This window comes from Pseudomonas sp. FG6 (genome assembly GCF_057809015.1).
In genome coordinates this window covers 1-22,190 of sequence record NZ_JBMDJD010000034.1, presented here as the reverse complement: position 1 = coordinate 22,190, position 22,190 = coordinate 1, and the positions used below count along the sequence as shown (strand labels likewise).

25 protein-coding genes are annotated in these 22,190 nt (G+C 57.6%); 16 read left to right on the top strand and 9 right to left on the bottom strand.

The genetic code is table 11. The features are described 5' to 3' along the window. Positions 1-53 precede the first annotated feature (53 nt). The 4 genes from ACODSJ_RS19950 to ACODSJ_RS19935 all read right to left on the bottom strand — a co-directional run bounded on the left by ACODSJ_RS19950 (position 54) and on the right by ACODSJ_RS19935 (position 3,971). On the bottom strand, positions 54-1,010 hold the full coding sequence (locus ACODSJ_RS19950) for a 2-hydroxyacid dehydrogenase (protein WP_489103363.1): 957 nt from the start codon (positions 1,008-1,010) through the stop codon (positions 54-56). Positions 1,011-1,042: 32 nt separating this feature from the next. Continuing rightward, entirely contained in the window at positions 1,043-1,801 is a 759-nt protein-coding gene (locus ACODSJ_RS19945; RefSeq protein ID WP_489103362.1) for an SDR family oxidoreductase, read from the bottom strand. 27 nt (positions 1,802-1,828) lie between these two features. Next, positions 1,829-2,521 (bottom strand): fumarylacetoacetate hydrolase family protein, encoded by a 693-nt coding sequence (locus ACODSJ_RS19940; protein WP_489103361.1) that lies wholly within the window; start codon positions 2,519-2,521, stop codon positions 1,829-1,831. Between the two features lie 100 nt (positions 2,522-2,621). Further along, complete coding sequence (locus ACODSJ_RS19935; RefSeq protein ID WP_489103360.1) at positions 2,622-3,971, bottom strand: MFS transporter; 1,350 nt, start codon at positions 3,969-3,971, stop codon at positions 2,622-2,624. Positions 3,972-4,536: 565 nt separating this feature from the next. Between ACODSJ_RS19935 and ACODSJ_RS19930 the strand changes: the two genes are divergently transcribed. Continuing rightward, positions 4,537-5,469, top strand: coding sequence for a helix-turn-helix transcriptional regulator (locus tag ACODSJ_RS19930; protein WP_489103359.1), 933 nt, complete (start codon positions 4,537-4,539; stop codon positions 5,467-5,469). A gap of 54 nt (positions 5,470-5,523) precedes the next feature. Here the strand turns inward: ACODSJ_RS19930 and ACODSJ_RS19925 are convergent, their stop codons facing one another. Both ACODSJ_RS19925 and ACODSJ_RS19920 read right to left on the bottom strand, forming a co-directional pair. Further along, on the bottom strand, positions 5,524-6,153 hold the full coding sequence (locus ACODSJ_RS19925; RefSeq protein WP_489103358.1) for a hypothetical protein: 630 nt from the start codon (positions 6,151-6,153) through the stop codon (positions 5,524-5,526). Between the two features lie 183 nt (positions 6,154-6,336). Beyond that, positions 6,337-7,536, bottom strand: a complete 1,200-nt coding sequence (locus ACODSJ_RS19920; RefSeq protein ID WP_489103396.1) for an MFS transporter — start codon at positions 7,534-7,536, stop codon at positions 6,337-6,339. A gap of 1,224 nt (positions 7,537-8,760) precedes the next feature. Here ACODSJ_RS19920 and ACODSJ_RS19915 point away from each other — a divergent pair. Genes ACODSJ_RS19915 through ACODSJ_RS19905 form a run of 3 tightly spaced genes read left to right on the top strand, consistent with a single transcriptional unit; the run spans position 8,761 to position 9,930 of the window. Then, positions 8,761-9,024, top strand: a complete 264-nt coding sequence (locus tag ACODSJ_RS19915) for a type II toxin-antitoxin system HicA family toxin (protein WP_489103357.1) — start codon at positions 8,761-8,763, stop codon at positions 9,022-9,024. Continuing rightward, positions 9,014-9,460 carry a type II toxin-antitoxin system HicB family antitoxin gene (locus ACODSJ_RS19910; protein ID WP_489103356.1) on the top strand — a complete coding sequence of 149 codons (447 nt, stop codon included), beginning with the start codon at positions 9,014-9,016 and terminating at the stop codon, positions 9,458-9,460. The genes ACODSJ_RS19915 and ACODSJ_RS19910 overlap by 11 nt, the downstream gene beginning before the upstream one ends. Continuing rightward, complete coding sequence (locus ACODSJ_RS19905; RefSeq protein ID WP_489103355.1) at positions 9,457-9,930, top strand: hypothetical protein; 474 nt, start codon at positions 9,457-9,459, stop codon at positions 9,928-9,930. The genes ACODSJ_RS19910 and ACODSJ_RS19905 overlap by 4 nt, the downstream gene beginning before the upstream one ends. Before the next feature lie 108 nt (positions 9,931-10,038). Here the strand turns inward: ACODSJ_RS19905 and ACODSJ_RS19900 are convergent, their stop codons facing one another. Next, a complete protein-coding gene (locus ACODSJ_RS19900) occupies positions 10,039-11,061 on the bottom strand; it encodes a phage portal protein (RefSeq protein WP_489103354.1) in 1,023 nt (340 codons plus the stop codon). Further along, complete coding sequence (locus tag ACODSJ_RS19895; RefSeq protein ID WP_489103353.1) at positions 11,058-12,815, bottom strand: terminase ATPase subunit family protein; 1,758 nt, start codon at positions 12,813-12,815, stop codon at positions 11,058-11,060. Before ACODSJ_RS19895 ends, ACODSJ_RS19900 begins: the two co-directional genes overlap by 4 nt. 143 nt (positions 12,816-12,958) lie before the next feature. Between ACODSJ_RS19895 and ACODSJ_RS19890 the strand changes: the two genes are divergently transcribed. The 7 genes from ACODSJ_RS19890 to ACODSJ_RS19860 all read left to right on the top strand — a co-directional run bounded on the left by ACODSJ_RS19890 (position 12,959) and on the right by ACODSJ_RS19860 (position 17,271). Beyond that, positions 12,959-13,789 carry a GPO family capsid scaffolding protein gene (locus ACODSJ_RS19890; protein ID WP_489103352.1) on the top strand — a complete coding sequence of 277 codons (831 nt, stop codon included), beginning with the start codon at positions 12,959-12,961 and terminating at the stop codon, positions 13,787-13,789. Positions 13,790-13,820: 31 nt separating this feature from the next. After that, complete coding sequence (locus ACODSJ_RS19885; protein WP_489103351.1) at positions 13,821-14,828, top strand: phage major capsid protein, P2 family; 1,008 nt, start codon at positions 13,821-13,823, stop codon at positions 14,826-14,828. A gap of 10 nt (positions 14,829-14,838) precedes the next feature. Next, positions 14,839-15,537: a phage terminase small subunit gene (locus ACODSJ_RS19880; RefSeq protein ID WP_489103350.1), complete on the top strand. Its 699-nt coding sequence runs from the start codon at positions 14,839-14,841 to the stop codon at positions 15,535-15,537. Positions 15,538-15,641: 104 nt separating this feature from the next. Beyond that, positions 15,642-16,103, top strand: coding sequence for a head completion/stabilization protein (locus ACODSJ_RS19875; protein WP_489103349.1), 462 nt, complete (start codon positions 15,642-15,644; stop codon positions 16,101-16,103). Next, positions 16,103-16,315 carry a tail protein X gene (locus tag ACODSJ_RS19870; RefSeq protein ID WP_489103348.1) on the top strand — a complete coding sequence of 71 codons (213 nt, stop codon included), beginning with the start codon at positions 16,103-16,105 and terminating at the stop codon, positions 16,313-16,315. The genes ACODSJ_RS19875 and ACODSJ_RS19870 overlap by 1 nt, the downstream gene beginning before the upstream one ends. Before the next feature lie 24 nt (positions 16,316-16,339). Continuing rightward, complete coding sequence (locus ACODSJ_RS19865; protein ID WP_489103347.1) at positions 16,340-16,816, top strand: phage tail protein; 477 nt, start codon at positions 16,340-16,342, stop codon at positions 16,814-16,816. Beyond that, positions 16,813-17,271, top strand: a complete 459-nt coding sequence (locus ACODSJ_RS19860) for a phage virion morphogenesis protein (RefSeq protein WP_489103346.1) — start codon at positions 16,813-16,815, stop codon at positions 17,269-17,271. The genes ACODSJ_RS19865 and ACODSJ_RS19860 overlap by 4 nt, the downstream gene beginning before the upstream one ends. A gap of 32 nt (positions 17,272-17,303) precedes the next feature. On the opposite strand, the gene ACODSJ_RS19855 is transcribed toward ACODSJ_RS19860, so the two are convergent. Further along, on the bottom strand, positions 17,304-18,134 hold the full coding sequence (locus tag ACODSJ_RS19855; protein WP_489103345.1) for a hypothetical protein: 831 nt from the start codon (positions 18,132-18,134) through the stop codon (positions 17,304-17,306). 248 nt (positions 18,135-18,382) lie between these two features. On the opposite strand from ACODSJ_RS19855, the gene ACODSJ_RS19850 reads away from it, so the two are divergent. Genes ACODSJ_RS19850 through ACODSJ_RS19830 form a run of 5 tightly spaced genes read left to right on the top strand, consistent with a single transcriptional unit; the run spans position 18,383 to position 22,037 of the window. Then, entirely contained in the window at positions 18,383-18,955 is a 573-nt protein-coding gene (locus ACODSJ_RS19850; protein WP_489103344.1) for a phage baseplate assembly protein V, read from the top strand. Further along, the gene (locus tag ACODSJ_RS19845; protein WP_489103343.1) at positions 18,952-19,296 is read left to right on the top strand and encodes a GPW/gp25 family protein; all 345 of its coding nucleotides are present in this window, start codon (positions 18,952-18,954) and stop codon (positions 19,294-19,296) included. Before ACODSJ_RS19850 ends, ACODSJ_RS19845 begins: the two co-directional genes overlap by 4 nt. Beyond that, on the top strand, positions 19,293-20,204 hold the full coding sequence (locus tag ACODSJ_RS19840) for a baseplate J/gp47 family protein (protein WP_489103342.1): 912 nt from the start codon (positions 19,293-19,295) through the stop codon (positions 20,202-20,204). Before ACODSJ_RS19845 ends, ACODSJ_RS19840 begins: the two co-directional genes overlap by 4 nt. Continuing rightward, complete coding sequence (locus ACODSJ_RS19835; protein WP_489103395.1) at positions 20,204-20,830, top strand: phage tail protein I; 627 nt, start codon at positions 20,204-20,206, stop codon at positions 20,828-20,830. Before ACODSJ_RS19840 ends, ACODSJ_RS19835 begins: the two co-directional genes overlap by 1 nt. Beyond that, complete coding sequence (locus ACODSJ_RS19830) at positions 20,820-22,037, top strand: phage tail protein (RefSeq protein ID WP_489103341.1); 1,218 nt, start codon at positions 20,820-20,822, stop codon at positions 22,035-22,037. The genes ACODSJ_RS19835 and ACODSJ_RS19830 overlap by 11 nt, the downstream gene beginning before the upstream one ends. The last annotated feature ends 153 nt before the right edge of the window (positions 22,038-22,190 follow it).

The window sequence follows — 22,190 nt, the reverse complement described above, 5'->3', positions numbered from 1 at the left end:
CAGTCTAACCCATCACCCTTCCCAGGAATCGCCGAACCTCGTGGCAGTCCGCCTTAGCCCGTTACACAGCCTTGCGGCACCTTTCCGGCAAAACTGTCCACCAGGCTCGCCACCACCATTTCCCCCATCCGCGTGCGGGTTTGCAACGTCGCGCTGGCGCGGTGGGGTTGCAGCACCACGTGCTCGTTGCCAAACAGCGCCTCGGGCACGTTCGGTTCATCGACAAACACATCCAGCGCCGCGCCGGCGATGTCCCCGGCGGTCAGCGCCGCCACCAGGTCGGTCTCGTTGACCAATTTGCCGCGGGCGACGTTGATCAGGTAGCCGCCCTTGCCCAAGGCCTGCAGCACTTGGGCATCGATGATAGCTTTGGCCTGGTCGGCGGCCGCGGCGAGAATGAGAGCGTCGCTCTCGCGGGCCAGTTGCGTGAGGTCGGCGACGAAGGTGTGGCTCACGTCGTTCATGGGCTGCAAATCGGTGTAGCGGATCGGGCAACCGAACGCGGCGGCCCGGGTGGCCACGGCGCGACCGACCCGGCCCATGCCGACGATGCCGATGCGCATGCCGGACACTTGCCGGGCCAGTGGCAGCGGGGCCAGTGGCGTCGGGCTCTGGGGCCACTGGCCCGAGCGTACGTATCGGTCACCGGTGCACAGGCCGCGGCACACGGCGATCAACAGGCCGATGGCCAGGTCGGCGACGTCTTCGGTCAGGGCGCCGATGGTGGCTGTCACGCGGATCCCGCGATCCCGGGCGTAGGCCAGGTCCACCGCATCGGTGCCCACGCCGTTGACCGCCACCACTTCCAGCTTGGGCAGTTGCGCCATCACCGCTTGGCTGATGCCGGTATGCCCACCCGTGATCACGCCACGAATGTGGGCGCCATGTTCTCGCAGGTAGGCGGGTTTGTCGGCCTGTTCGAAATAGCGCCGGATCGTGAACAGCTCGTTGAGTCGGGTGTTGATTTCAGGAATCAGGATCGGGCTGAGTTGCAAGACTTCTGGCTTCATGTGGACCTCGTGTAACGAATGAAAAAACCGGCTCAACCGCGACCGGCAAACGGCATGGCGGTGGCCATGACGGTCATGTTCAGGACGTTGGCCGACAACGGCAGGCCGGCGATGTAGCGCACCGCATCGGCCACGTGCTTGACGTCCACCATCGGCTCCACCGCGACAGTGCCGTTGGCCTGGCGCACGCCTTTGGTCATGCGCACGGACATCTCGGTGAGGGCGTTGCCGATGTCGATCTGGCTGCAGGCGATGTTGTATTCGCGTCCGTCCAGGGCCAGGGATTTGGTCAACCCCAGCACCGCATGTTTGCTGGCGGTGTAGGCGCTGCTGAAGGGGCGTGGGGTGTGGGCCGAGATCGAACCGTTGTTGATGATGCGTCCACCCTGGGGCTGTTGCCGGCGCATCAGGCCGAAGGCGCCCCGGGCGCAGAGGAAAACGCCGTTGAGGTTGGTGTCGATCACGTTGCGCCACTGCTCGAAGCTCAGTTCATCCAGCGGCATGGCAGGCGCATTGACCCCGGCGTTGTTGAACACCACGTCCAGGCGTCCGTAGACCTCTTCAATGCTTGCAAACAGCGCGTCGACACTGGCCGGGTCGCGCACATCGGTGGACACCGCCAAGGCTTCGCGCCCTTCGCTCACGGCCAGGTCGACCAGCGCCTGCAAAGGCTCCAGCCGGCGGCCGGCCAACACCAAGGTGTACCCATCCGCCATCAGCCCCAGGGCCACGGCGCGACCGATGCCGCTGCCGGCGCCGGTCACCAGCGCTACTTTCAACGTGTTGGACATGTTGCTCGTTCCTTTTTCAAAAATGATTCAAGGTCGCTGGCCGACGCGCACTTCCAGTTGGCCGATGCCATCGATGCCGGCGCTGATCACATCCCCCGGTTGCAGCAGATCGACGCCTGCCGGGCTGCCAGTCATGATCAGGTCGCCGGCCCGCAGCGTCACCGATTGGGAGATGCGGCTGATCATCTCGCTGACCGACCAGATCTGGCTGTCGAGGCTGTCGCGCTGGCGCTCCTGGCCGTTCACGTTCAGCCACAACTCGCCTTCGGGGTGCCCGGCCCGCGACACCGGCACGATGGCCGTCATTGGCGCCGCAGCGTCGAACACCTTGGCGCCCTCCCACGGCAGGCCGTCGCGCTTGGCCCGGCGCTGGACATCACGGCGGGTCAGATCCAGGCCGGCGGCATAGCCCCAGACATAGGCCAGCGCCTGGTCCTCGGGGATGTTCGCGCCACCTTCGCCGATGGCGACGACCAGTTCGATTTCATGAACGAACTCCTCGGTCACCGTCGGGAACGGCACTTCACCAACGGCGTCCACCACGCACGTCGAGGGCTTCATGAAGAACACCGGCGGCACCCGGGATTCACCCTGGGTATCAGGCCATGGATAGTTGCGGCCCACACAAAAGACCCGGCCGACGGGAAAGCGCTGCGGGCTGCCGAGCACCGGCAAGGTCACTGGCAGGTCCGGGGTAAAGACGTACTCGGGCATGTTCATCCTGGTAAATATCCTGTTGGAAACGTCAGCGTACGGCGGCAATCCCGGGTGAAGTTGGAGGAATGCCGCCTCATGTTGGAGAAAACGGTTATCTGCGGACTCAGCGCGCCCTGAGCTCGATGCGATACAAGCGGCCAAGCAGCAACGAGTAAGACAAAGTGCCCATCAACGCCACGCCGCCGATGAACCAGAAGGCCAAGGCGAAGGAGCCGGTCTTGTGCACGATCGCGCCGATCACGATGGGGGTGACGATGCCGCCGATGTTGGCCGCCAGGCTGGTGATCCCGCCGGTCAGGCCGATGAGCTCCTTTGGCGCCACTTCCGACACCGCCGCCCACGAGGACGACGCGATGCCCTGGGCAAAGAAGGCAATCGTCAGCACGGCAATGCAGATCAGGTTCGAATCGGTGAAATTCACCAGCACGATGGACATGCCCAGCATCGAGCCCACCACCAGTGGCAACTTGCGGGCGAAGGACAATGAGTAGCCACGACGGATCAACAGGTCGGACACGATCCCGGCCAGCAGGATGCCCACCGTGGCACCGACGAACGGCAGCACGGCGAAGATCCCGACCTTGATGGTGGTCAGGTGCCGCTCCTCGATCAGGTACGTCGGGAACCAGGTGAGAAAGAAGTACAGCGCCGAGGTGCTGGCGAACTTGCCGATACAGATCGCCCAGACCTGCCGATGGCTGAACAGCTCGGCGATCTGCCGCCAGTTGAAGCGGGTGCGCTCCTGGCTGCTCTTGACCAGACCGCCCCCGGCTTCGATGTACTTGAGTTCTTCCTGGCTGACCTTCTTGCAGTTCAGCGGATCGCGGTACAGGTACAGCCAGGCCACGCCGAAAACGATGCCGAGCGCGCCGGTGCTGTAGAACACGTGGCGCCAGTCATAGGTGGTCGCTAGCCACAGCAGCGCGCCGGTAAACAGCGCCGTGCCCAGGTACTGGCCGCACACGTAGATGCTGCTGGCCAGGCCTCGCTCACGGGCCGGAAACCACACCGTGACCGCCCGACTGTTGGCCGGAAACGCCGGCGCTTCCATCGCGCCGACGGCCAGGCGCAGGCCGAACAGCGAGGCAAACCCCGTGGCCAAGCCCTGGCACACGGTGACCGTCGACCAACTGATCAACGACACCCCGTAGGTGAACCGGGAACCGAAGCGGTCGGCGATGAAGCCGGCGGGCACCAGCGCAATCGCGTAGGTCCAGGCGAACGCCGAAAAGATCAGGCCCATTTCGATCTTGTCCAGGCCCAGGTCCTTGGCCAGGAATGGCGCGGCAATCGAGATATTTACCCGGTCGATGTAGTTGATGATCGTCGCGATCAGTAGCAGCGACAGCATGAACCAACGCCGTCGCGACGGCAGGCGCACTGGCGCGGCGGCGTCCCGGGCGCCGGCAATCACCGGTGCGGCGGTGGTCTGGGAGGTGTGTGAGTTCGACATGGATAGACCTCGTTATTGTTAGAAGCGTCGAGATGTTTGCGAGCAGCCGAAATCAATGCCCTCGATGCCGGGGCAGAACAATCGCTACTGGAATGAGAGGGGCCGACGGATGGTGTCAGGTGTGGGAAGCGGCCTTGCGCCAGGATCGGTCGGCGGCGCAATCGGGAGGGTCAGCGAGGTACAGGAACAGGTTCATGGGGTGCGCACCTTTTGATTGTTTTTGGAGAGCAGGAGGGTTGCGTGGCTCCACAGTGGTCGTACAACAGTTCAAAATCAACCGAGGTGTTAGATCATTTTTCCCTGTTGAAACCACGACCAGGAAACCTGTCCAAAAAAATCGACTTGGCTGAGTTTCGTGTTCTATTTTTAGATTTTTAATAACTTATTGTTTTTAAAAGATAATTTTTACATGAGCTGCTGCACGCTTTTTGGACACCCACGCTCCACCGTTGAACGACAGAAAACGGCCCGCCGGCGCCATGTCATCGTATAACTTCTTGAAAATCGGCCAGATGCAACGTCACAATCGTCCTCATCGCCACACACCGCAGAGGATTCCCAGGAGATGTCATCACCGAGCCGAGTCCCCACGTATGTCATGCAGCAACGCAGCGAATTGACGGACTTCTACATCCGCGACAAAAAGGGCCGGCGCGCCGAAACCAGCCCGCATCGCCATGAATACTTCCAGGTCCAGATCAACCTTGGCGGCGATACCGTGCAGCACATCGGCAACGTCGAACGACCGTTTCCGCGCAACACCCTGGCGTTCATCCTGCCCCACCGCGTGCACGTGATTCCGCATCCGGCGGACAGCAATTTCATCGTGATCAATTTCTCCCAGACCTTCCTGCTGCCGCACCTGCAATGCGACCCGATGGACCTGGAGGAAGTCTCGATCCTGCTGGCGCCCGAGCTGTCGCCGTTCCGCTTCCAGGAACACTTGGATTTCATTCTCGAGGACAAGGATTTCAACCAGGTCTGCACCTTGATCGAACAAATGCGCGCCCTGGACGAGAACCGGCAGTTCGGCACCCGCGAAATGCTCAAGGGCTTGCTGCTGCAACTGATCGGCAGCGTGTGTGCCTTGTACGCCGAACCGCTCAAGCGCCTGGCCGAAGAAAATGCCGCCGAAGTCAGCCGCCGCGATGCCTTGGGCCGGATGTCAGAATACCTGCGCAAGAACATCGCCGACCCGGACCTCAACCTGATCAAGGTGGCTGCGGCGACTTACCTATCACCCACGTACCTGACCCACTGGCTGCGCAAGGAGATCGGCAAGACCTTCACCGAGCTGGTGCTTGAGCGCAGGATGCACGCGGCGCGCAACTACCTGCTTAACGGCACGCGGCCCGTGGGCGAAGTGGCGAGGTTGTGCGGGTTTGCCGACGAGGCCTATTTTTCCAGACGTTTTCGCCAGATCCATGGACAGCCGCCGGGGCAATTCCGGCGCCAACAACTGAATCCGGATACGCCGCAGTTGGCGTTGAATACGTGATGAACGGTTCGGCTGGTCAAGCAGCCATCTTATGCAAGCCATTCCCAGCGACGCCTAGCCTGGAATGTGCGTGTTCATGCCGTCGAACCTCTTGTACTTCCAGCTGAACCCGTCTCGCTGCACAGGGGCGAAGCTCTTGAACCAATCCACCCAGTTGCTCGCCGAAGGCATCCACCAGCCCTTGACGGTATTGCCCCAGTGAGCAAGTCCCAACTCGGAAACCAAGTAGTGGCTGTGGCTCACGCAGTTCTGGTATTGGGTTTTGGCATTAGGCAGGTTGGGCCAGAAAGCATCGTAAGTGGTCTTGGTCTTCTTTAACTTGGCTTCAAGCTTGCGGTACTTTTTCACGAACGCCTTGTTCACGCCGATGTAGTAGACGTAAGTGGTCGCACTGCCCGTGGCGCGTGCCCAATCGGTTGAGCCAAGCGCACCTGTCGCGAACTCCCAACCGTCATCACTGATACCCGTCAGGGTGATGTTTCTGCCGTCGATGAGAAAGGTCGTGGCATGCCCATCCTCGACCAGTTTGCCCAAGGTTTTTTTCCAGGAGCCAAGGCTGAAGGGACTGAAACCTTTGCCCACGCCGCTCCATGTGAGTATCGAATAGCAGATGCCAAAAATGCCCGCTGCCCCGGAGATTTTTTCCAGCCCGGCTACCAATTCGGTTCCTTTCTTGTTCGCCATTGCATCGCTCCCTGGCCATTTGTGGCCTTGTTGACCAGAAGGCTAGGACAGGGTCGGTGATGGCGCCAGGCCATAAGCCTGGATGAAAGATCCCTCCGGTCATGACCCGACAGGCCGGCTCAAGAGAAAAGACCGCCTGGTACTGCTGCGAGGCTGCCTGATTCCATCCACCATAAGCCGACGCTATCGCCTTGCCAGTGAAGAGTGCGGCTTGCGCAATTGTCCGGCCAGCCAGCGGCCCGCACTCAGGAGCCAGGCACACAATGCAATCACTTCCACGCCAAGCAACATCCCGTCCACACCGGTGCTGCTGATGAGCTTACCGACGACGAAAGGGAAACCGAATACACCAATGAAATAGGACAGACTGAATAGCAACAGCGCCTGAGCGGTCAGGCCTGGAGGGGCTTCGTTGGCCGCCAGGCCGTTGATTACCGAATAGTTCAGCCCGTAGCCAACCCCGAGCAATGCGGCGGTCACTCCATAGCTGAGACCGTCATGGACCCATGCGCCAAAACCTGTCACGGCGATCAACATGAGAGTGGTCAACAGGCAGGAAGTGGCGAACGGATTGCGCTTGACGACCCAGCCGGCAATCAACAATCGACACGCGATAGCCGCCCCCATGAAACTGATGAAAAACAGCGAATAGTCCAGCCCTTGTTTGCTGGCATAACTGGTTTGGAAACTGCCCAGCCCACCAAAGACCGCCCCTCCCAACCCCACCATCAAAATGGACAACGCAGAGCGAGAGCGCAGTACCGTCGCGGCCGATTTCAGCCCGATCTCGACCTTGTTGCCGATTTGCTCGGCAGACCGTGTTCTGAGCTGCCAGAAATACCCCCCTCCCAATACCGTCGCGACTGCCGCGCAGAAGAATGCGGTTTGGAGGGGCAGCCCGAAATGACTGGCCAACTTGCCGGCGAGTGGCCCGCTGCCGATGCCCGTCAACATGCTGCCCGACAACAACGCGAAGCAATGAGTCCGCCTGGCGGGCTCTACCATCGCGGCCACCATGATGGGACCTAGGGTGTAGAACAGCCCCCATCCAATCCCCAGCATCAAGCCACACACCAGCAGTCCATTGCCGAGCCCGGATGCCAGGGCAAAGCCCATGGACGCGATGGTCAGAAACGCGGCACCGAGAGCAACGCACCGCGCAGCCCCCCAACGCTGCATCAAATGCCCCGCCCCCACCACCGCCGCCAGGGTACTCAACATGGCCACGGCAAACACCTGCCCGGCATCGCGCTCGCTGCCTCCCAGGGAAGTCACCAGCAGCGAGACCAGGAACGTGGCGCCGTAAGAAATGGACAGCAGGAAACTGGCCACGCAAAACAGACCGAACTGCGGGACACTTTTTCGTTGGGAGACCGGTGGCATCTTTTTTTCCACGCGTTGATTGAGACCGATTTCTAGCATGGCCGCGCGTGGGGTTAGTCATTGGAATGACGGAGTCAGGGTTAGGGAAATCGTATCTTTAGCAGGTATTGGAGAGAGACTTGGAAATGGCCTTCCGACACCTAAGCAATCGTGCTACAGCGACTCAACGCGCCATCAAGCAATTTGGCACGCCTTTCTGGCAGTGGGACGGCTAGCATCCATTTTGAATTCTTTTTCGCAAGCAACAAAAAACCCCTGAAGCTCGACACTTCAGGGGTTTCGTTTGTTGCGAATTTGGCGGTGAAGGAGAGATTCGAAAGCACCCGATTGGCATTTTCAGCGAGTGAGGTGCCGTTTTATAAGGCTTTCAGGCCGATAGTTTGCGCGCAAACGTTCCCATGGCAGTCCCATGGATTCTGCGCATAGATAAAAGTCGTGCTGGCGTATAGGGCTTTATACGATTTCTCGGAGCGGCATCGGAAATGAGTATTTTTAGACTTCCGCCGACGGAAACGTCCGCAGAGGCTTGATTCCACTTGGGTTGCACAGGGTCGTCACAAGGTAATCTTTTAGCAGTGTTGAAGTAACCTCATTACTCCTAGCCCAGTAATGTGTCACTCGTAGGAGCATTATACAAATCAATCACTTAAGAAAAAATTACTCACTCTATTACTAAAAATCACTTCCTAACGTACTTCAGAAAATGCGATAGCACCGGGGTTTCGGCCTTGTGGGAGGGCATAAATTCGTACATTACTTTATTCCGACTGTGCTCCTGAAAATCTACGTCGAGAGCTCCACCCAAGCTAACAAGCCCCACCGGGTGCCCCCTTAGACCTCCCTGCCCTTCGCAGAGATTCGCAGGCTTTTGCGCTCAGGTGCATCGGCCCGGCTCAGAATGCACAATCCTGTTCGGAAGGGATGCGGCTATGCAGAAAAAAAGACCTATTTAGCCTGCAGGCGTGGTGGGGGGATGACGGCGCGCGCCAAAATAGCTCCGATAAGCTGCGTGGATGGAACAAGGGCTGAGATAGAGAGGAAGGATTTTAGCCGAGGTGGGCGGGTATCCAGCCAGAACGTTGCGACTGACGGGACAAAATGCCATCATCAGACCAAATGCGATTCAATCGGACGACTGCAGGTAGCACGGATGATACGAAAGCGATTTGCCACCCCGGTGCAACTAGATTATAGTTGCACCCACGAGGCCAAAGGGATCCTCGCATGAGCCAGATCGACAAGCTAATCGAGAAGCTCATCAAAACCCCGGCGCCTAGGGATTTTTCATGGGCGCAGCTTCAAAAGGTCATGAAGCATTTTGGTTATAAGGAATTGGAAGGTAATGGTTCGAGGAAAAAATTTGTGCATCCGGAAACAAAACACAAAGTTTTGTTGCACAAAAGACATCCCGACAGCACATTAATTGGTGCGCAGATCGTAGATATCATTGACGCATTGAAATCACAGGGTTATCTAAATGACGAATAAGACACTTGAGTATAAGGGATTTCAAGGGTCGATCGATTTTGACACTCTCACCTATGAGATGCATGGCAAAATCTTACATATCAACGACCTAGTAACTTACGAAGCAGAAACTCTAAAGGAGTTAGAAGCTGAGTTCCATGAGGCGGTTGATGATTACTTGGAAACCTGTATACAGCTCGGAGTGCCACCTGAAAAACCGTTTTCAGGATCATTCAACGTTAGAATTGGCATAACATTACATAAAGAGCTGGCGAAATTTGCTTCTCGTCATGACGCATTCATTAATGACGTAGTCAAAGAGGCTCTAAGTTGCCACATCATGGGCAAACACAACGAAGTCCATCATCACCATTACGCGCAAGTAGAATATCAGTCCGATGAAATAACTGTTAATACCGCTCGCACAACTCGACCCAAATTGGTGGTAGTTAAATGAGTCTTGAATTGGTAACACTGCGACATGTCAGTGTAAGACATGTGCACGGCGATCGCTTTACATCTGAAGAAATTGGTGAAGAGTCTGCCTTTAAGGCAAGATTTGGGCTCACTATTGAAGTCGAAGAAAACGCAGAAGATGGCGAATTCAGATTCCAAATCGGTCAAAATTTTGAAGCTGTAATACCGAGCACTAACGAGCCTTTTTTCAAAATTGAAATAGCGGGCCACTTTTCGTCAGCTGATAAAGAAACAGTAGGTGCCTGGATAAACACTCGGGAAGGAGCCTACGACCTTGGAGCGACTTTATTCCCTTATTTAAGATCTTTGGCAAAACCCTTACTTGAGGGGTTAGGCGCAGCTCAGATCGAGTTCCCTTGGAGCACACCACAGATTGAGAAGGTATCAGAAATAACTCAGCAAAGAAAAACCAGCACCAAAAAGAAACCAACAAAATCGAGAGAAAGTTAACCATTTAACACATCATGTACTCAGCAAGCTTTCAACCTCGCAAGAAACCTGAAAGACCCGACAGAAAGGGCATTCGAAAGCGGTAAGAACTTATACCGCTTTTCCCTTTTACTTAATCGCAATTTTGTACGATTTAAAATAAATAACATCCTCCTTCAGCCAGTCATTTAACTGCATCATCCGCCTCTGAATAGGCTCCAACTCATTAGCCGCATAAATCTGCGCAGCCTCCCTAATCGATCCAAACCCACCCGCATTCTGCGGCACAATCCCCATCAACTGCGGCGGAATCCGTAAACTCGCCAGCACATCATCCCGAGTCTGGTTCTTAATCGAATTAAATTCATCCTTCGCCGCAACCTCACTGACAGGGATGAGCTGAATCCCATCCTTCTTCCCCGTCGGCGAATACACAAACAAGTTCCGAAAATTCCCCGGCCCCTTGGATTCCTTCAACGCTTTACGCAAAGAGTCGATATCCGCCTCAGTCTGCGCCGCATCAGTCATGTACAAGATGAACCCCGCATGACTCCCGTTCTCGTAATACTTACGCCGAAACAACGTCGCCGACTCATTCAACAGCGCAGACTGCAAGGCACTGATCCACTCCGGCAGCCCATAAATCTCCTGATGCAAATCCGCCTCGCGCAAATGAAAAATGCTGCCCGGCTCAAACGCGTGCTCGTTCTTCCAACCCTGCACCTGATAGAACTGCCCCTCCGGCCCAATCCGCATGTACTTCGCCAACGAAGGCACCAGTTGCCTGGTGCTGCCCAACACCGAGCGGCGTTTCTCCAGATACCCGTTGCCCAGACACAGAAAATCCAGAGCGAACTGTTCAAAAGCCGCCCGGGACAGCATCGGATGCGGGATAAATGTCTTGCTCAACAGATTCCGTTTGAACATCAACCCCGAATGCAAATGCACACTCGCCCCCACCGACCGAGCCAAGCCGTTAAGCGACAACGGCGGCTCATACCACCGCCCGTTAAACCAGCACTCCAGATAATCAAACACCTCCCGCCCCCCCAACACCGGTGTCGGCTCCCCAAAGCTGAACACCTGAGTCCCCGCACTGGCGGCATCAAGGGCGGTCGGCAGTAAATCCTGGCCAGCAACTTGTTCCGTCATGTAAAAATCTCCATCCGCCCAGTATTAGCAGCCGTCTGCCCCTCAAGCGGTTCGTTATGCAATGCGTGAAAGAGCGCCCAAGCCAGATCGGCATGCCCGGTGTTGTCGTTGCGCCCTGCGGTATAGGTGAACTGCCGACCACCTGCAGTGACGGTTTTGCGAATAGCCATAAGCGACTGAGCCATGTCAGTCCAACCCGCGTCGAACTCCAGTCGCCCCTTGTGAATCACGTCGTAGGCCTTCAGCACCAAGCGTGTTTTCACCTCGGGCGAATAGCTGAAGGTGGTCACCGCTGGGAAGAACTGGCGCACCAACTGGGCCACGCCGCTGCCCAGGCCGGTCACGTCGATGCCGATATAGGTCACCCAGTAGCGATCGCACACACCCTTGATGGCAGCAGCCTGGGCGGCGAAGTCCATGCCGCGAAACTGGTGGCGCTCAAGCACACGAAACTTGCCACCCGGCACCAGGGGCGGCGCAACCACCACCAGGCCAGAGCAATCGCCCGTTTCGGCCGGGTCATAACCGACCCACACCTGACGATCCCCGAACGGGCGCATAGCGAAAGGTTTGTAGTCCTCGGCCCACTCCACCCAGCTATCGACCATGCAAGGCTGCAACACCGACAACGGGAAGATACTCGCGCCGTCATCGACGAACTCGCACATCAGCAGGTTGGCGAAAGCCTCGGAGCTGTACTCCCGGCGCAGCTCTTCGATGTCGAACAGATCGCAGCCACCGCGCTCGGCGTCGAGAATCGTGACGATCTGCCGCCACAACCGGTCCTCACAAAACCGACCCTGCTGGAGCGCGCCGTGGGTCACGTCCACTTTCGTGTGCAGCGCAGCGGGCTTGCCCTTGTTGAAGCGCTCGCCCGTCCAGAAGCTGTAAGCCTCATGGGCCATGCTCGACGGGGTAGAGAAATAGGTTTTGCGCCACTTCTTGTGCATCGCCATGCCCGAGGCGACCTTGTTCAACTCCTCGAACTTGAATGTCCAAAAGAACTCGTCGAAGTAGAAATTGCCGTGATAGCCCTGGGCGGTGCGGGCATTGGTACCGAGGAAAAACAGCTCGGCGCCGTTGGGCAGCACAATCGGGTCGCCGGTTAGCTCGACACCGATCACCTCCCGAGCGAAGGCTTGAATGTAACCACGGAACAGGTAGGCCTGGTTCTTCGAAGCCGACAGAAAAATCTGATTGCGCCCGGTGTCCAGCGCATCGATAAACGCCTCGCGGGCAAAGTAATACGTAGCGCCGATCTGCCGGCTCTTGAGGATAACGCGGGTGCGCTGGTTGCCGGCTCGATACCAGTCTTTCTGATAGTCAAAACAGCCGTCGATGAACGCCTCACGAAGCAGCTCAACCTGTTCTTCGCTGATGTCGTTCTTCGGAGATTTCTTCTTCGGCCCCTCGTTACGCTTGGCGAGGTTCGGGTTAAGGTCGGTTTCAGTACCGCCGCCCTGATAGCGCTGAATCCGTGCCTGGCGCTCAAGCTGCCGATGCAGCAGATCGATCTCTTTGAAATCACCGCTGGTCTTGTTGTCCTTGAGGATCAACTGCACCAAACGCGCCTCCAAGGCGCCGCCGATGCGTTCCACACTGTCGGCCCGGTCCCACTCGTCCCGGGCCTTCCAGCTGTGCAATGTTTTCTCTTTTTGCCCCGTCGCTTCCGCAATCTCACAGACGCGCCAACCCATCCAGTACAAAAACTTGGATTGGCGTCGGGGGTCGATGGGCAGCAAGGCAGTGGTCATGGTCGAGATGCTGCCGCCCACACCCGCGACTCAATAGCACCGCCCCTTGTACCCTTCCCGCCTACAACCCCGCCTCATTGCCGCCGCGCGCGCCCGTGTCGACCATCCCCCTCATTGCACCCCCACGCACTGAGATTCCCACCATGAAGAAGTACCGCAGCAACTGGTTCCGCGTCGCCGTCGAGGGCGCGACCTCAGACAAGCGCACCATCAAACGCAGTTGGCTGGAACAGGCCGCCAAGAACTTCAACCCAACCACCTACGGCGCCCGCATCTGGCTTGAACATTTCCGCAGCCTGCTACCCGACAGCCCCTTCAAAGCCTACGGCGACGTGCTGGCAGTGAAGACCGAAGAGGTCGACGTCAACGGCCAGAAAAAACTGGCCTTGTTTGCCAAAGTCGAGCCCACCAGCGACCTCATCGCCATGAACAAGGCCAAGCAGAAGATCTACACCTCCGTTGAGATCGACGAGAGCTTTGCCGACACCGGCGAGGCCTACATCGTGGGGCTGGCCGTCACCGACTCGCCCGCCAGCTTGGGCACGGACGTCCTGACCTTCTCGGCGCAGAAACCCGAATCCAGCCCGTTCCAAGACCGCCACTATTCCGCGACCTCCATGTTCACCGAGGCCGTCGAAACCGAGCTGACATTCCAGGAAGTCGAAGACAAACCCAGCATCGGCGCCCAGCTCTTCAGCAGGGTCCAAGCCTTGTTGACCGGCAAGCAGGCCAAGGACAACAACGAATTCGCGCAAATCGGCGAAGCGGTCGAAGCCATCGCCGAACACGTCAAGGACCTGCCCGACCAACTGGCCGCCGAAAGGCAATTTTCGGCGGGGCTGAAAACCCGACTCGATCAAGTCGGCACCGAATTGACCGAGCTGAAAAACAAGCTCGCAACCACCCAGGATCCCAACCAGAAAACGCGCCCGCAGGTATCCGGCGGCAGCACCCAAGTCATGACCGACTGCTGACAAACAGCCCCGCTCACCAAGGACGATCTACATGCGTAACGACACCCGAGTACTGTTCAACGCCTACCTGAAACAACTGGCGCAATTGCATGGCGTGGCTGACGTCACCACCAAATTCACCGCAGCCCCAAGCGTTGCCCAGACGCTGGAAACCCGCATCCAGGAGTCCAGCGCCTTTCTCAGCGCCATTAATGTTTACCCGGTATCGGAACAGTCGGGTGAGAAGGTTGGCATCGGCATCGACGGCACCATTGCCAGCACCACCGACACCACCACCAAAGACCGCGAGCCCCGCGATCCGAGCGGCCTGGACGACCGTGGCTACACCTGCACCCAAACCAACTTCGATACCAGCCTGCGCTACCAGAAGCTGGACCAATGGGCCAAGTTCAAAGACTTTCAGGCTCGCATCCGCGACGCAATCATTAAGGCCCAAGCCCTCAACCGGATCATGATCGGTTGGAACGGCATCAGTCGCGCCGCGACATCCAACCCGACCACCAACCCACTGTTGCAGGACGTCAACATCGGCTGGCTTCAAAAAATGCGCTTGGAAAACCCGGCACGCGTCATGAGTGAGGTGACGCCAGACAGTGGAAAAATCGAGATCGGCGCCGGCAAAGACTTCGAAAACATCGACGCCCTGGTCATCAGCATGGTCAATGAGTTCATCGAGCCGTGGTATCAGGAAGACACCGAACTGGTGGTCATCTGCGGTCGACGACTGCTGGCCGATAAATATTTCCCGATCATCAACAAGGTGCAGGCGCCGACCGAGATGCTGGCGGCCGACATCGTTACCAGTCAAAAACGCCTCGGCAACCTCCCGGCCGTGCGCGTTCCACACTTCCCGGCCAGTGGCTTGCTGGTGACCCGCCTCGACAACTTGTCGCTGTACTGGCAGGAAGGCACCCGCCGCCGCACCGTCGTAGACAACGCCAAGCGCGACCGCATCGAGAACTTCGAGTCGGTGAACGAAAGCTATGTCATCGAAGACCTGGGCTGCGCCGCCCTGGCCGAAAACATCACCCTGAACTGAGGCGGCCACCATGAGCAACCCCTGCCGCCGTCACTTCGAACGCGTCACCGCCGCTGTCGAAGCGGCGGCCACAGACCCCACCCAAACCATGGCGGGCGCCACCGCTTACGAGCATCAGTTAAATCAGCTCCTGCAAGACCGCTTGCGCCTGAAGCAGGTCCAGTCCAACCAGGGCAAGGCCGAACTCAAACGTCAGCTACTGCCGAGTTACGAATCCTACGTGCAAGGTGTACTGGAGGGCGGCAAAGGCGCCCAGGACGAAGTGATGACCACCGTCATGGTCTGGCGCCTCGATGCCGGCGACTTCACTGGCGGCCTCGACATCGCAGCCTATGTGCTGAAACACCGAATGGTGATGCCCGACCGATTTGCCCGCACCTTGGGCTGTCTGGTCGCCGAAGAAGTCGCGACCGCCGCCTTCAAGGCCCAGAAAATCGGCGAACCGTTCGACCTAGCGATCCTGCACCGCACCGCCGAACTCACGGACGTCGAAGACATGCCCGACCAGGCCCGCGCCAAGCTGTTTCTCGCCATGGGCCGCGCCACGCTTGAAGGCCTCGCCGAAGAAACTCCAGGCCAGCCCGGCCAGCTCCAGGCCGGTGTGGATCTGCTGAAAAAAGCCATCGCCCTGCACGACGCCTGCGGTGGCAAAAAAGACATGGAGCGGGCCGAACGCCTGCTCAACAAACTTGCCGGCACCGCCGGCTAACCGAGCGTCCCCACGCACCCCGCCGGCTCGGGGCGGATCGGCCAGGCCGCTCCTCCTGAACGTGAAGCCCCGACCACCGGCGACCTATTGCAGAGTGCTGTTTCATGAGCGGATTCATAGCCGGCGGCACTGTCGCCAGCGGCCATATCAATACCGATACCTTCTGGCCCTCAATCGATCTGGATCAGTTGCGCGCCACACTGCGGATCGACGCTAGCGTCACCGCGCCACGCCTGGAAACCGCTGCGGTGGCGGCCGCCGTCAGCGTCAACCGCGAGCTGGGTCAATGGCGCGCCACCCAACAAGCGGCAGGCCATACGAAACTCGCCGACATGCCCGGCGAGCGCGTCAACGGCGTACTGGTCAAGGTCCATCTGTATCGCCGCGCCATCGAGGCTGCTACCGGCGCCGAAGTGTGCGAGCGCTACCGCTCCTATGACTCCACGAACAGCGGCCACCAGAACGCAGAAGAACTTACCCCGAACATCGACGATTACCGTCGCGACTTACGCTGGGCGGTGCGTGACTTTCTTGGCATCAACCGCACCACCGTGGAACTGATTTGATGCCAGTCACCGTCCGCGCCCACCAAAACGAAACCGTCGATACCCTTTGCTGGCGTCACTATGGCCGCACCGCTGGCGTGACCGAGGCGGTACTCCAAGCTAACCCCGGTCTGGCCGGCCACGGACCGATTCTGCCCCAAGGCCTGGCCGTGCAAATGCCCGAAGCCCAGACCGCCGCACCACAGCGGCGGGTGCTGAATCTGTGGGACTGACCACCTCTACAAGACATAGACCTCATGAACAAACCGGAAAGCCTGCGCACTCACCTGCTTGCCACCATTGGCGAACTCAAGCACAACCCCGACCGACTGCTGATCTTCATCGACAACGGAAAGATTCGCTGCACCGCGGCCGCCTCGTTGTCGTTCGAATACAGCTTTGATCTGCAGATCATCCTCACCGATTTCGCCGGACATCCCGACAGTGTGATGTTGCCGGTCCTGGGGTGGTTGAAAGTGAATCAAGCCGACTTGCTCGAAAACTTGAATAAATCCGCAGAGGGCATCCAGTTCGAAGCCGACATCCTGGACAACAGCAAGGTGAATCTCAGCGTGACCCTGTCGCTGACCGAGCGAGTGATTGTAGGGATGAACGCCGACGGCATGACAACTATCCACCACCCCGGCGAACCTCAGCGCACTGCCGCGTTTGTCGACCCAGCGTGGATACCCGGTTCTCAGATGCCCTCCAGCGAATGGGTTGTTCCGAAGTGAGCACTCAACTGGAAGCACTGGAAGACTGGGCCGCAGGTCTGCTGGAGCAGCTCAAACCAGCAGCACGCAAAAAACTCACCCGCAGCATCGGGCAGATATTGCGGCGCAGCCAGCAGCAGCGAATCATCGCCCAGCGAAACCCGGACCAGAGTCTATATACCAAGAGAAAGCGGCGCGAAATACGCGGAAAACAGGGACGGTTGAAAAGGAGGATACGGATGTTTCAAAACCTTCGCACTTCGAAATACCTGAAAATCCGAAGCGATAGCAACGCCACCACTGTTGGATTCAATGGGCGAACCTCCCGAATAGCCCGGGTACACCAATTTGGTTTAAAAGACCACCCGACAAAAAATGCACCTGCTGTGACCTACCAGCAACGGGAAATACTCGGCTTCACCGAGGCCGACATTTGTTCAATCCGGGATAGGCTGCTCAATCATTTAGCTACCTAAATCATATACTGATCAAAACTTCACCCTACCTGTTATTTCGGTGCTGCGCCTCCACCCCCAAGAGGGATGGGATTTTGCTCATCATTGGCATTGGATTGGTAGCCAGGAATGGAAAACGTTCTTACAAGTGTATTTCGCTGTTCTGTTAATTGAAGAATAGCAGCCGTTAGCTCTTTTTTCTTTGCAGGATCACTCGAAAAATTAGCATCATTCAACAAGGTCTTGTTCGCTGCAATTGCGCTGTCTAGTCTTTGAATCGAACTGTCCAGATCTAGGGTTTTCACTCCATATTTTTCGTTAGCTCGACTCAGAATTTTGGAGATGGCTATAGGTATCGAACACATCTCGTGATAACCAATCGCATCCGCCACGGCTGCGGAACCGCTGTACACGTCGAGACCTTTTGATTGCAAACTGGTAATTCGAGTAATCTCGGCTTTGCGCATGCCTTGAATCTCTTTCGCCACGGTCGGGATAAGCTCTCCTCCATACATTTCGTTATTAATGGAAGAGCGCATTTCATTAGTTACCGCAGAGGTACCCGCCAGATTCTGCGCCGCTCGACCACCAACTATGGCAGCAGCAGCGGCGGTGGCAGTTGTGATAGAGCTATACCAAACATTGGTGACAGCTCGCCGCCCATAGATCGACGATATGAAATCTCCACAGTAAACATCCGACATCGCAAGCAACTTAAGCTGTTCGTTATTCCGATCCGCAGAATTTTTTATTCTCTTAAGAATATCATCAGTCTCTTCGATCTTTACTTCTGAAACCTCTATTATCGAGTCCGCTCGATTAGGAGGTATAAAATGAGTAGGTCTATTAGAGCAAGCGGAAAGAGCAATCATCATGCTTAACATGAGTCCACCGCCCACCCGCTGAAATTGCGTAATCCCGACTAGTCGCTTACTCAATTGAGTCCCTTCCCTGACCGAAGCAAAGCTTTATGCCTTCCCTTCTTAAAAGATGTATAGCAGCGAAAAGCCATTACGCCAGATGAAAAGGAAAAAATAATCAGCCTATGCATTGCCAACTGTGAACATGTAATTCGACGTCGTACAAACCAATATTGCTGCACGCGTCCGCAAGCACAACCAATATCGGGGCCATGAATAACCTCCCCACCCTCACCCGCCTACTCGAAAACCTCATCCGCTACGGCACCATCGCCGCCGTCCAGATGAAGCCCCCACGCGTACGAGTGAAAACCGGAACCCTAATCACCACCTGGCTCCCCTGGATCGCCCTACGAGCCGGCGCCGACCGCCAGTGGAACCCTCCTACAGAAAACGAACAAGTCCTACTCTTCAGCCCCTCCGGCCAACTCGCCAACGGCGTCGCCCTAACCGGCCTATTCAGCGACCACAACCCAGCCAACGGCGATCGCGAAGGCCTGCACCGTGTCACCTACCGCGACGGCACGGTGATCGAGTACGACAGCATCGCCCGCCACCTCAATGCCACCCTCACCCAGGGCGGTACCACCAGCCTGGTCAGCCCCGGCGGCATCAACCTCGTCGGCGACATTACGCATAAGGGCAATTACACCCAGACCGGCGACCAGAAAGTCACCGGCAAAGTCACCGTCACCGCAGACGTGATAGCAGCCGGCATCAGCCTGGTGAACCACCCGCACGGCGGCGTCATGCCTGGCGGCGGCAAGACGGGGAAACCGGAATGAACCGACACACCGGCGCCGCCATCAGCACCGTGGAGAGCATCGCCCAATCCATAGGCGACATCCTCGGCACGCGCATTGGTACCCGCCTGATGCGCCGCGAATACGGCAGCCTGTTGCCCGAGCTGGTGGACCATCCGTTCAACGACACCACTCGCCTGCAGGTGTACGCGGCCACCGTCATGGCGCTGATGCGCTGGGAACCACGGATCAGTCTCAGTCGTGTGCAGTTCCTGGGTGCCACGCTGCAAGGCCAATCGACGTTGGATATCGAGGGCAGCATCGTCGACACCCACGAACCGCTAAGCCTGAGCGTGCCACTTCACCTTGGGGGCAGCGCATGAACTCATTCGTCGCGATTGACCTGAGCCAGCTACCCACCCCAGAGGTCGTCGAACAGATCGACTACGAGCAGATCCTCGCCGAGCGCAAGGCTTATGCAGTTAGCCTTTGGCCCCTCGAGGAACAGACCGAAATCGCTGCACGTCTTGCACTGGAATCGGAGCCGCTGACCAAGCTGCTACAAGAAAATGCCTACCGCGAAATGATCTGGCGCCAGCGCGTCAATGAGGCCTCGATCGCCAACATGCTGGCCTTGGCAAAGGGCAAAGACCTGGAAAACCTAGCGGCCAATCACAACGTCAGGCGACTACTGATTCAAGCGGCCAACCCCACGGCCATGCCGCCGATTCCGCAACTGATGGAAAGTGACGACAGTCTGCGAGAACGGGCACAGATGGCCTGGGAAGGCTTGAGTACCGCCGGCCCACGCAACAGCTACATCTTCCATGCCCGCTCTGCTGACGGCCTGGTAGCCGATGCCACTGCCGAGAGTCCCTTGCCAGCCGAGGCGGTGATTACCGTGCAATCGAACCAGGGCGACGGCACCGCCTCTCCTGCGCTACTGGCAACGGTCAAGGCCTACCTGAGCGACGACGACCGCCGCCCCGTTGGGGATCGACTGACGGTGCAAAGTGCGCAGATCATCAGCTATCAGGTGAAGGCCAAGCTGTTCTCATCAACGTCCGGCCCTGAAAGCGAACTGAGCCTTGCGGCGGCCAACGCCCGCCTGTTGCGTTTCGTGCACCAGCGCCGCCGACTGGGGCTGGAAGTCTCGGAGTCGATCATTCACGCCTCACTGCATGTCGAGGGCATTCGCAAGGTCGTGCTGGAGGACTGGGTCGATATCGTCGCCACGAAATACCAGGCCCCGTACTGCACCAACATCACACTGACAATGGCGGTCGAATGATGGCCGACGTCTCCCTGCTCCCGAGCAATTCGACACCACTGGAACGCCAAGCAGCACAAGCCCTTATGCAGATCCAACGTGTCCCGATCCCATTGCGCACGTTGTACAACCCAGACCTATGCCCCCTCCCCGTGCTGCCCTATCTGGCCTGGGCTTTTTCGGTGGACCGTTGGGACAGCCAATGGACCGAAGCCGCCAAGCGCGCCGCCATCCGTAGCGCGTACTACATCCATTCCCGCAAGGGCACCCTCGGGTCACTGCGCCGCGTTGTGGAACCGCTGGGGTATCTGGTCGACGTCGTGGAGTGGTGGCAGACCGAACCTGAAGGCCCTCGGGCCACCTTCGCTTTAAAGGTCGGCGTACTGGATACCGGCATCACCGAAGAGATGTATCGGGAGCTGGTCTGGCTCATCGACGACGCAAAACCCCTGACCCGGCACCTGATCGGGCTCGACATCATCTTGGAGACCGCACTAGACGCCTTCGCAGGTCTAGCAATTTACGACGGCGATGAAATCGACGTGTACCCCTGGAGCAACCCCGATATCAACGTGAGCATCAATGGATATACCGGCATGAGCCTCTACACCCTCGACGAACTGGACGTGTACCCACATGGTGGATGAAAAGACTATTTTCGGTGGCATGTTGACCACACTTGGCGCCGCCAAGAAAACCAACTGCGATGCACTCGGCATACCTTGGGAGCCCAAGTACATGCTGATCGGCGACGCCAACGGCACCGACCCGATACCGAGCCCCACACAAACGAAGTTGATCAACCAGGTGTATCGCGCCCAACTTAATCAGCTACGTGTCTCACCGACTGATCCAAACATACTGATCGCTGAGCTGGTATTGCCGCCTGATGTGGGCGGCTGGTGGGTTCGTGAACTGGCGCTTGAAGACAAGGACGGTGTGTTTTGTGCCGTTGGTAATGCGGCGCCTAGCTATAAGCCTCTGTTGACCCAGGGCACAGGTCGTAACCAGATAGTGAGGATGCACATCATCACTACCGGTACCGCGAATATTCAGCTAAAGATCGATCCGTCAGTCGTACTTGCGACTCGTGAATATGTAGATACCAGGATTCAGGAAGAGCTTAATAAACTCGATCACAAACCATCCGTTCGCGTCGCAACCACCGCCAACGTAAAGTTGGCAGGGCTTCACAAGATCGACGGCGTCACCGTGGTTGCAGGTGACCGAGTTTTGGTGAAGGACCAGAAGATAGCCAAAGAAAACGGCATTCATATCGCCTCCAAGGGGGCTTGGCAGCGTGCACCTGATGCCGACAGCAGTGCGAAAGTCACCTCGGCACTCTTTGTATACGTCGAGCAAGGCACCCTCCAAGCCGATACGCTCTGGCAATTGGTGACTGACGACGCCATTGAGCTGGACACCACAAGGCTGACGTTCCAAGAAGTCACGCACAACGATGCGCCCCGTCGACTGGCTACCCAGTCAGAAGTCGATGAAGGGAAGCTTGATACAGTGGCGGTGTCCCCGAAGACAATGCGCTGGGGTTTTGCCGCCTCCCTTCATCCAAACGGCTACATCATTTTTCCTTCTTGGCTCGGTGGTTTCATCATCCAGTGGATGCATGGAGTGATCCCAAAGGGTACAGGTGATGTTCGTGTAAACCTCCCTATAGCCTTTCCTAATAGCTATTTCGTCTCTTCTATATCAGCTTCCTCCACCACACCGGTCATCATAAATCACAATATCCATTCTCAAACCGAGGTCGGCTTACAGACACGATCAGCTAGCAGCTCAGGTCATGAGAAACCAGAAGCGGAAGTCTTCTACGAATTCATCTGCTTAGGGAAATGAACATGCGCAAATATAGTAAAAGCACTGGGACTAGCTACATTGTCGGCCTTCATCAGGACATCCCGTTTGACGCAGTGGAGATCTCAAACGAATGCTATTGGACTTGCCCCTACAAAACCGGACACCAACTCCCCGTTAAATTGATGCCGCCGC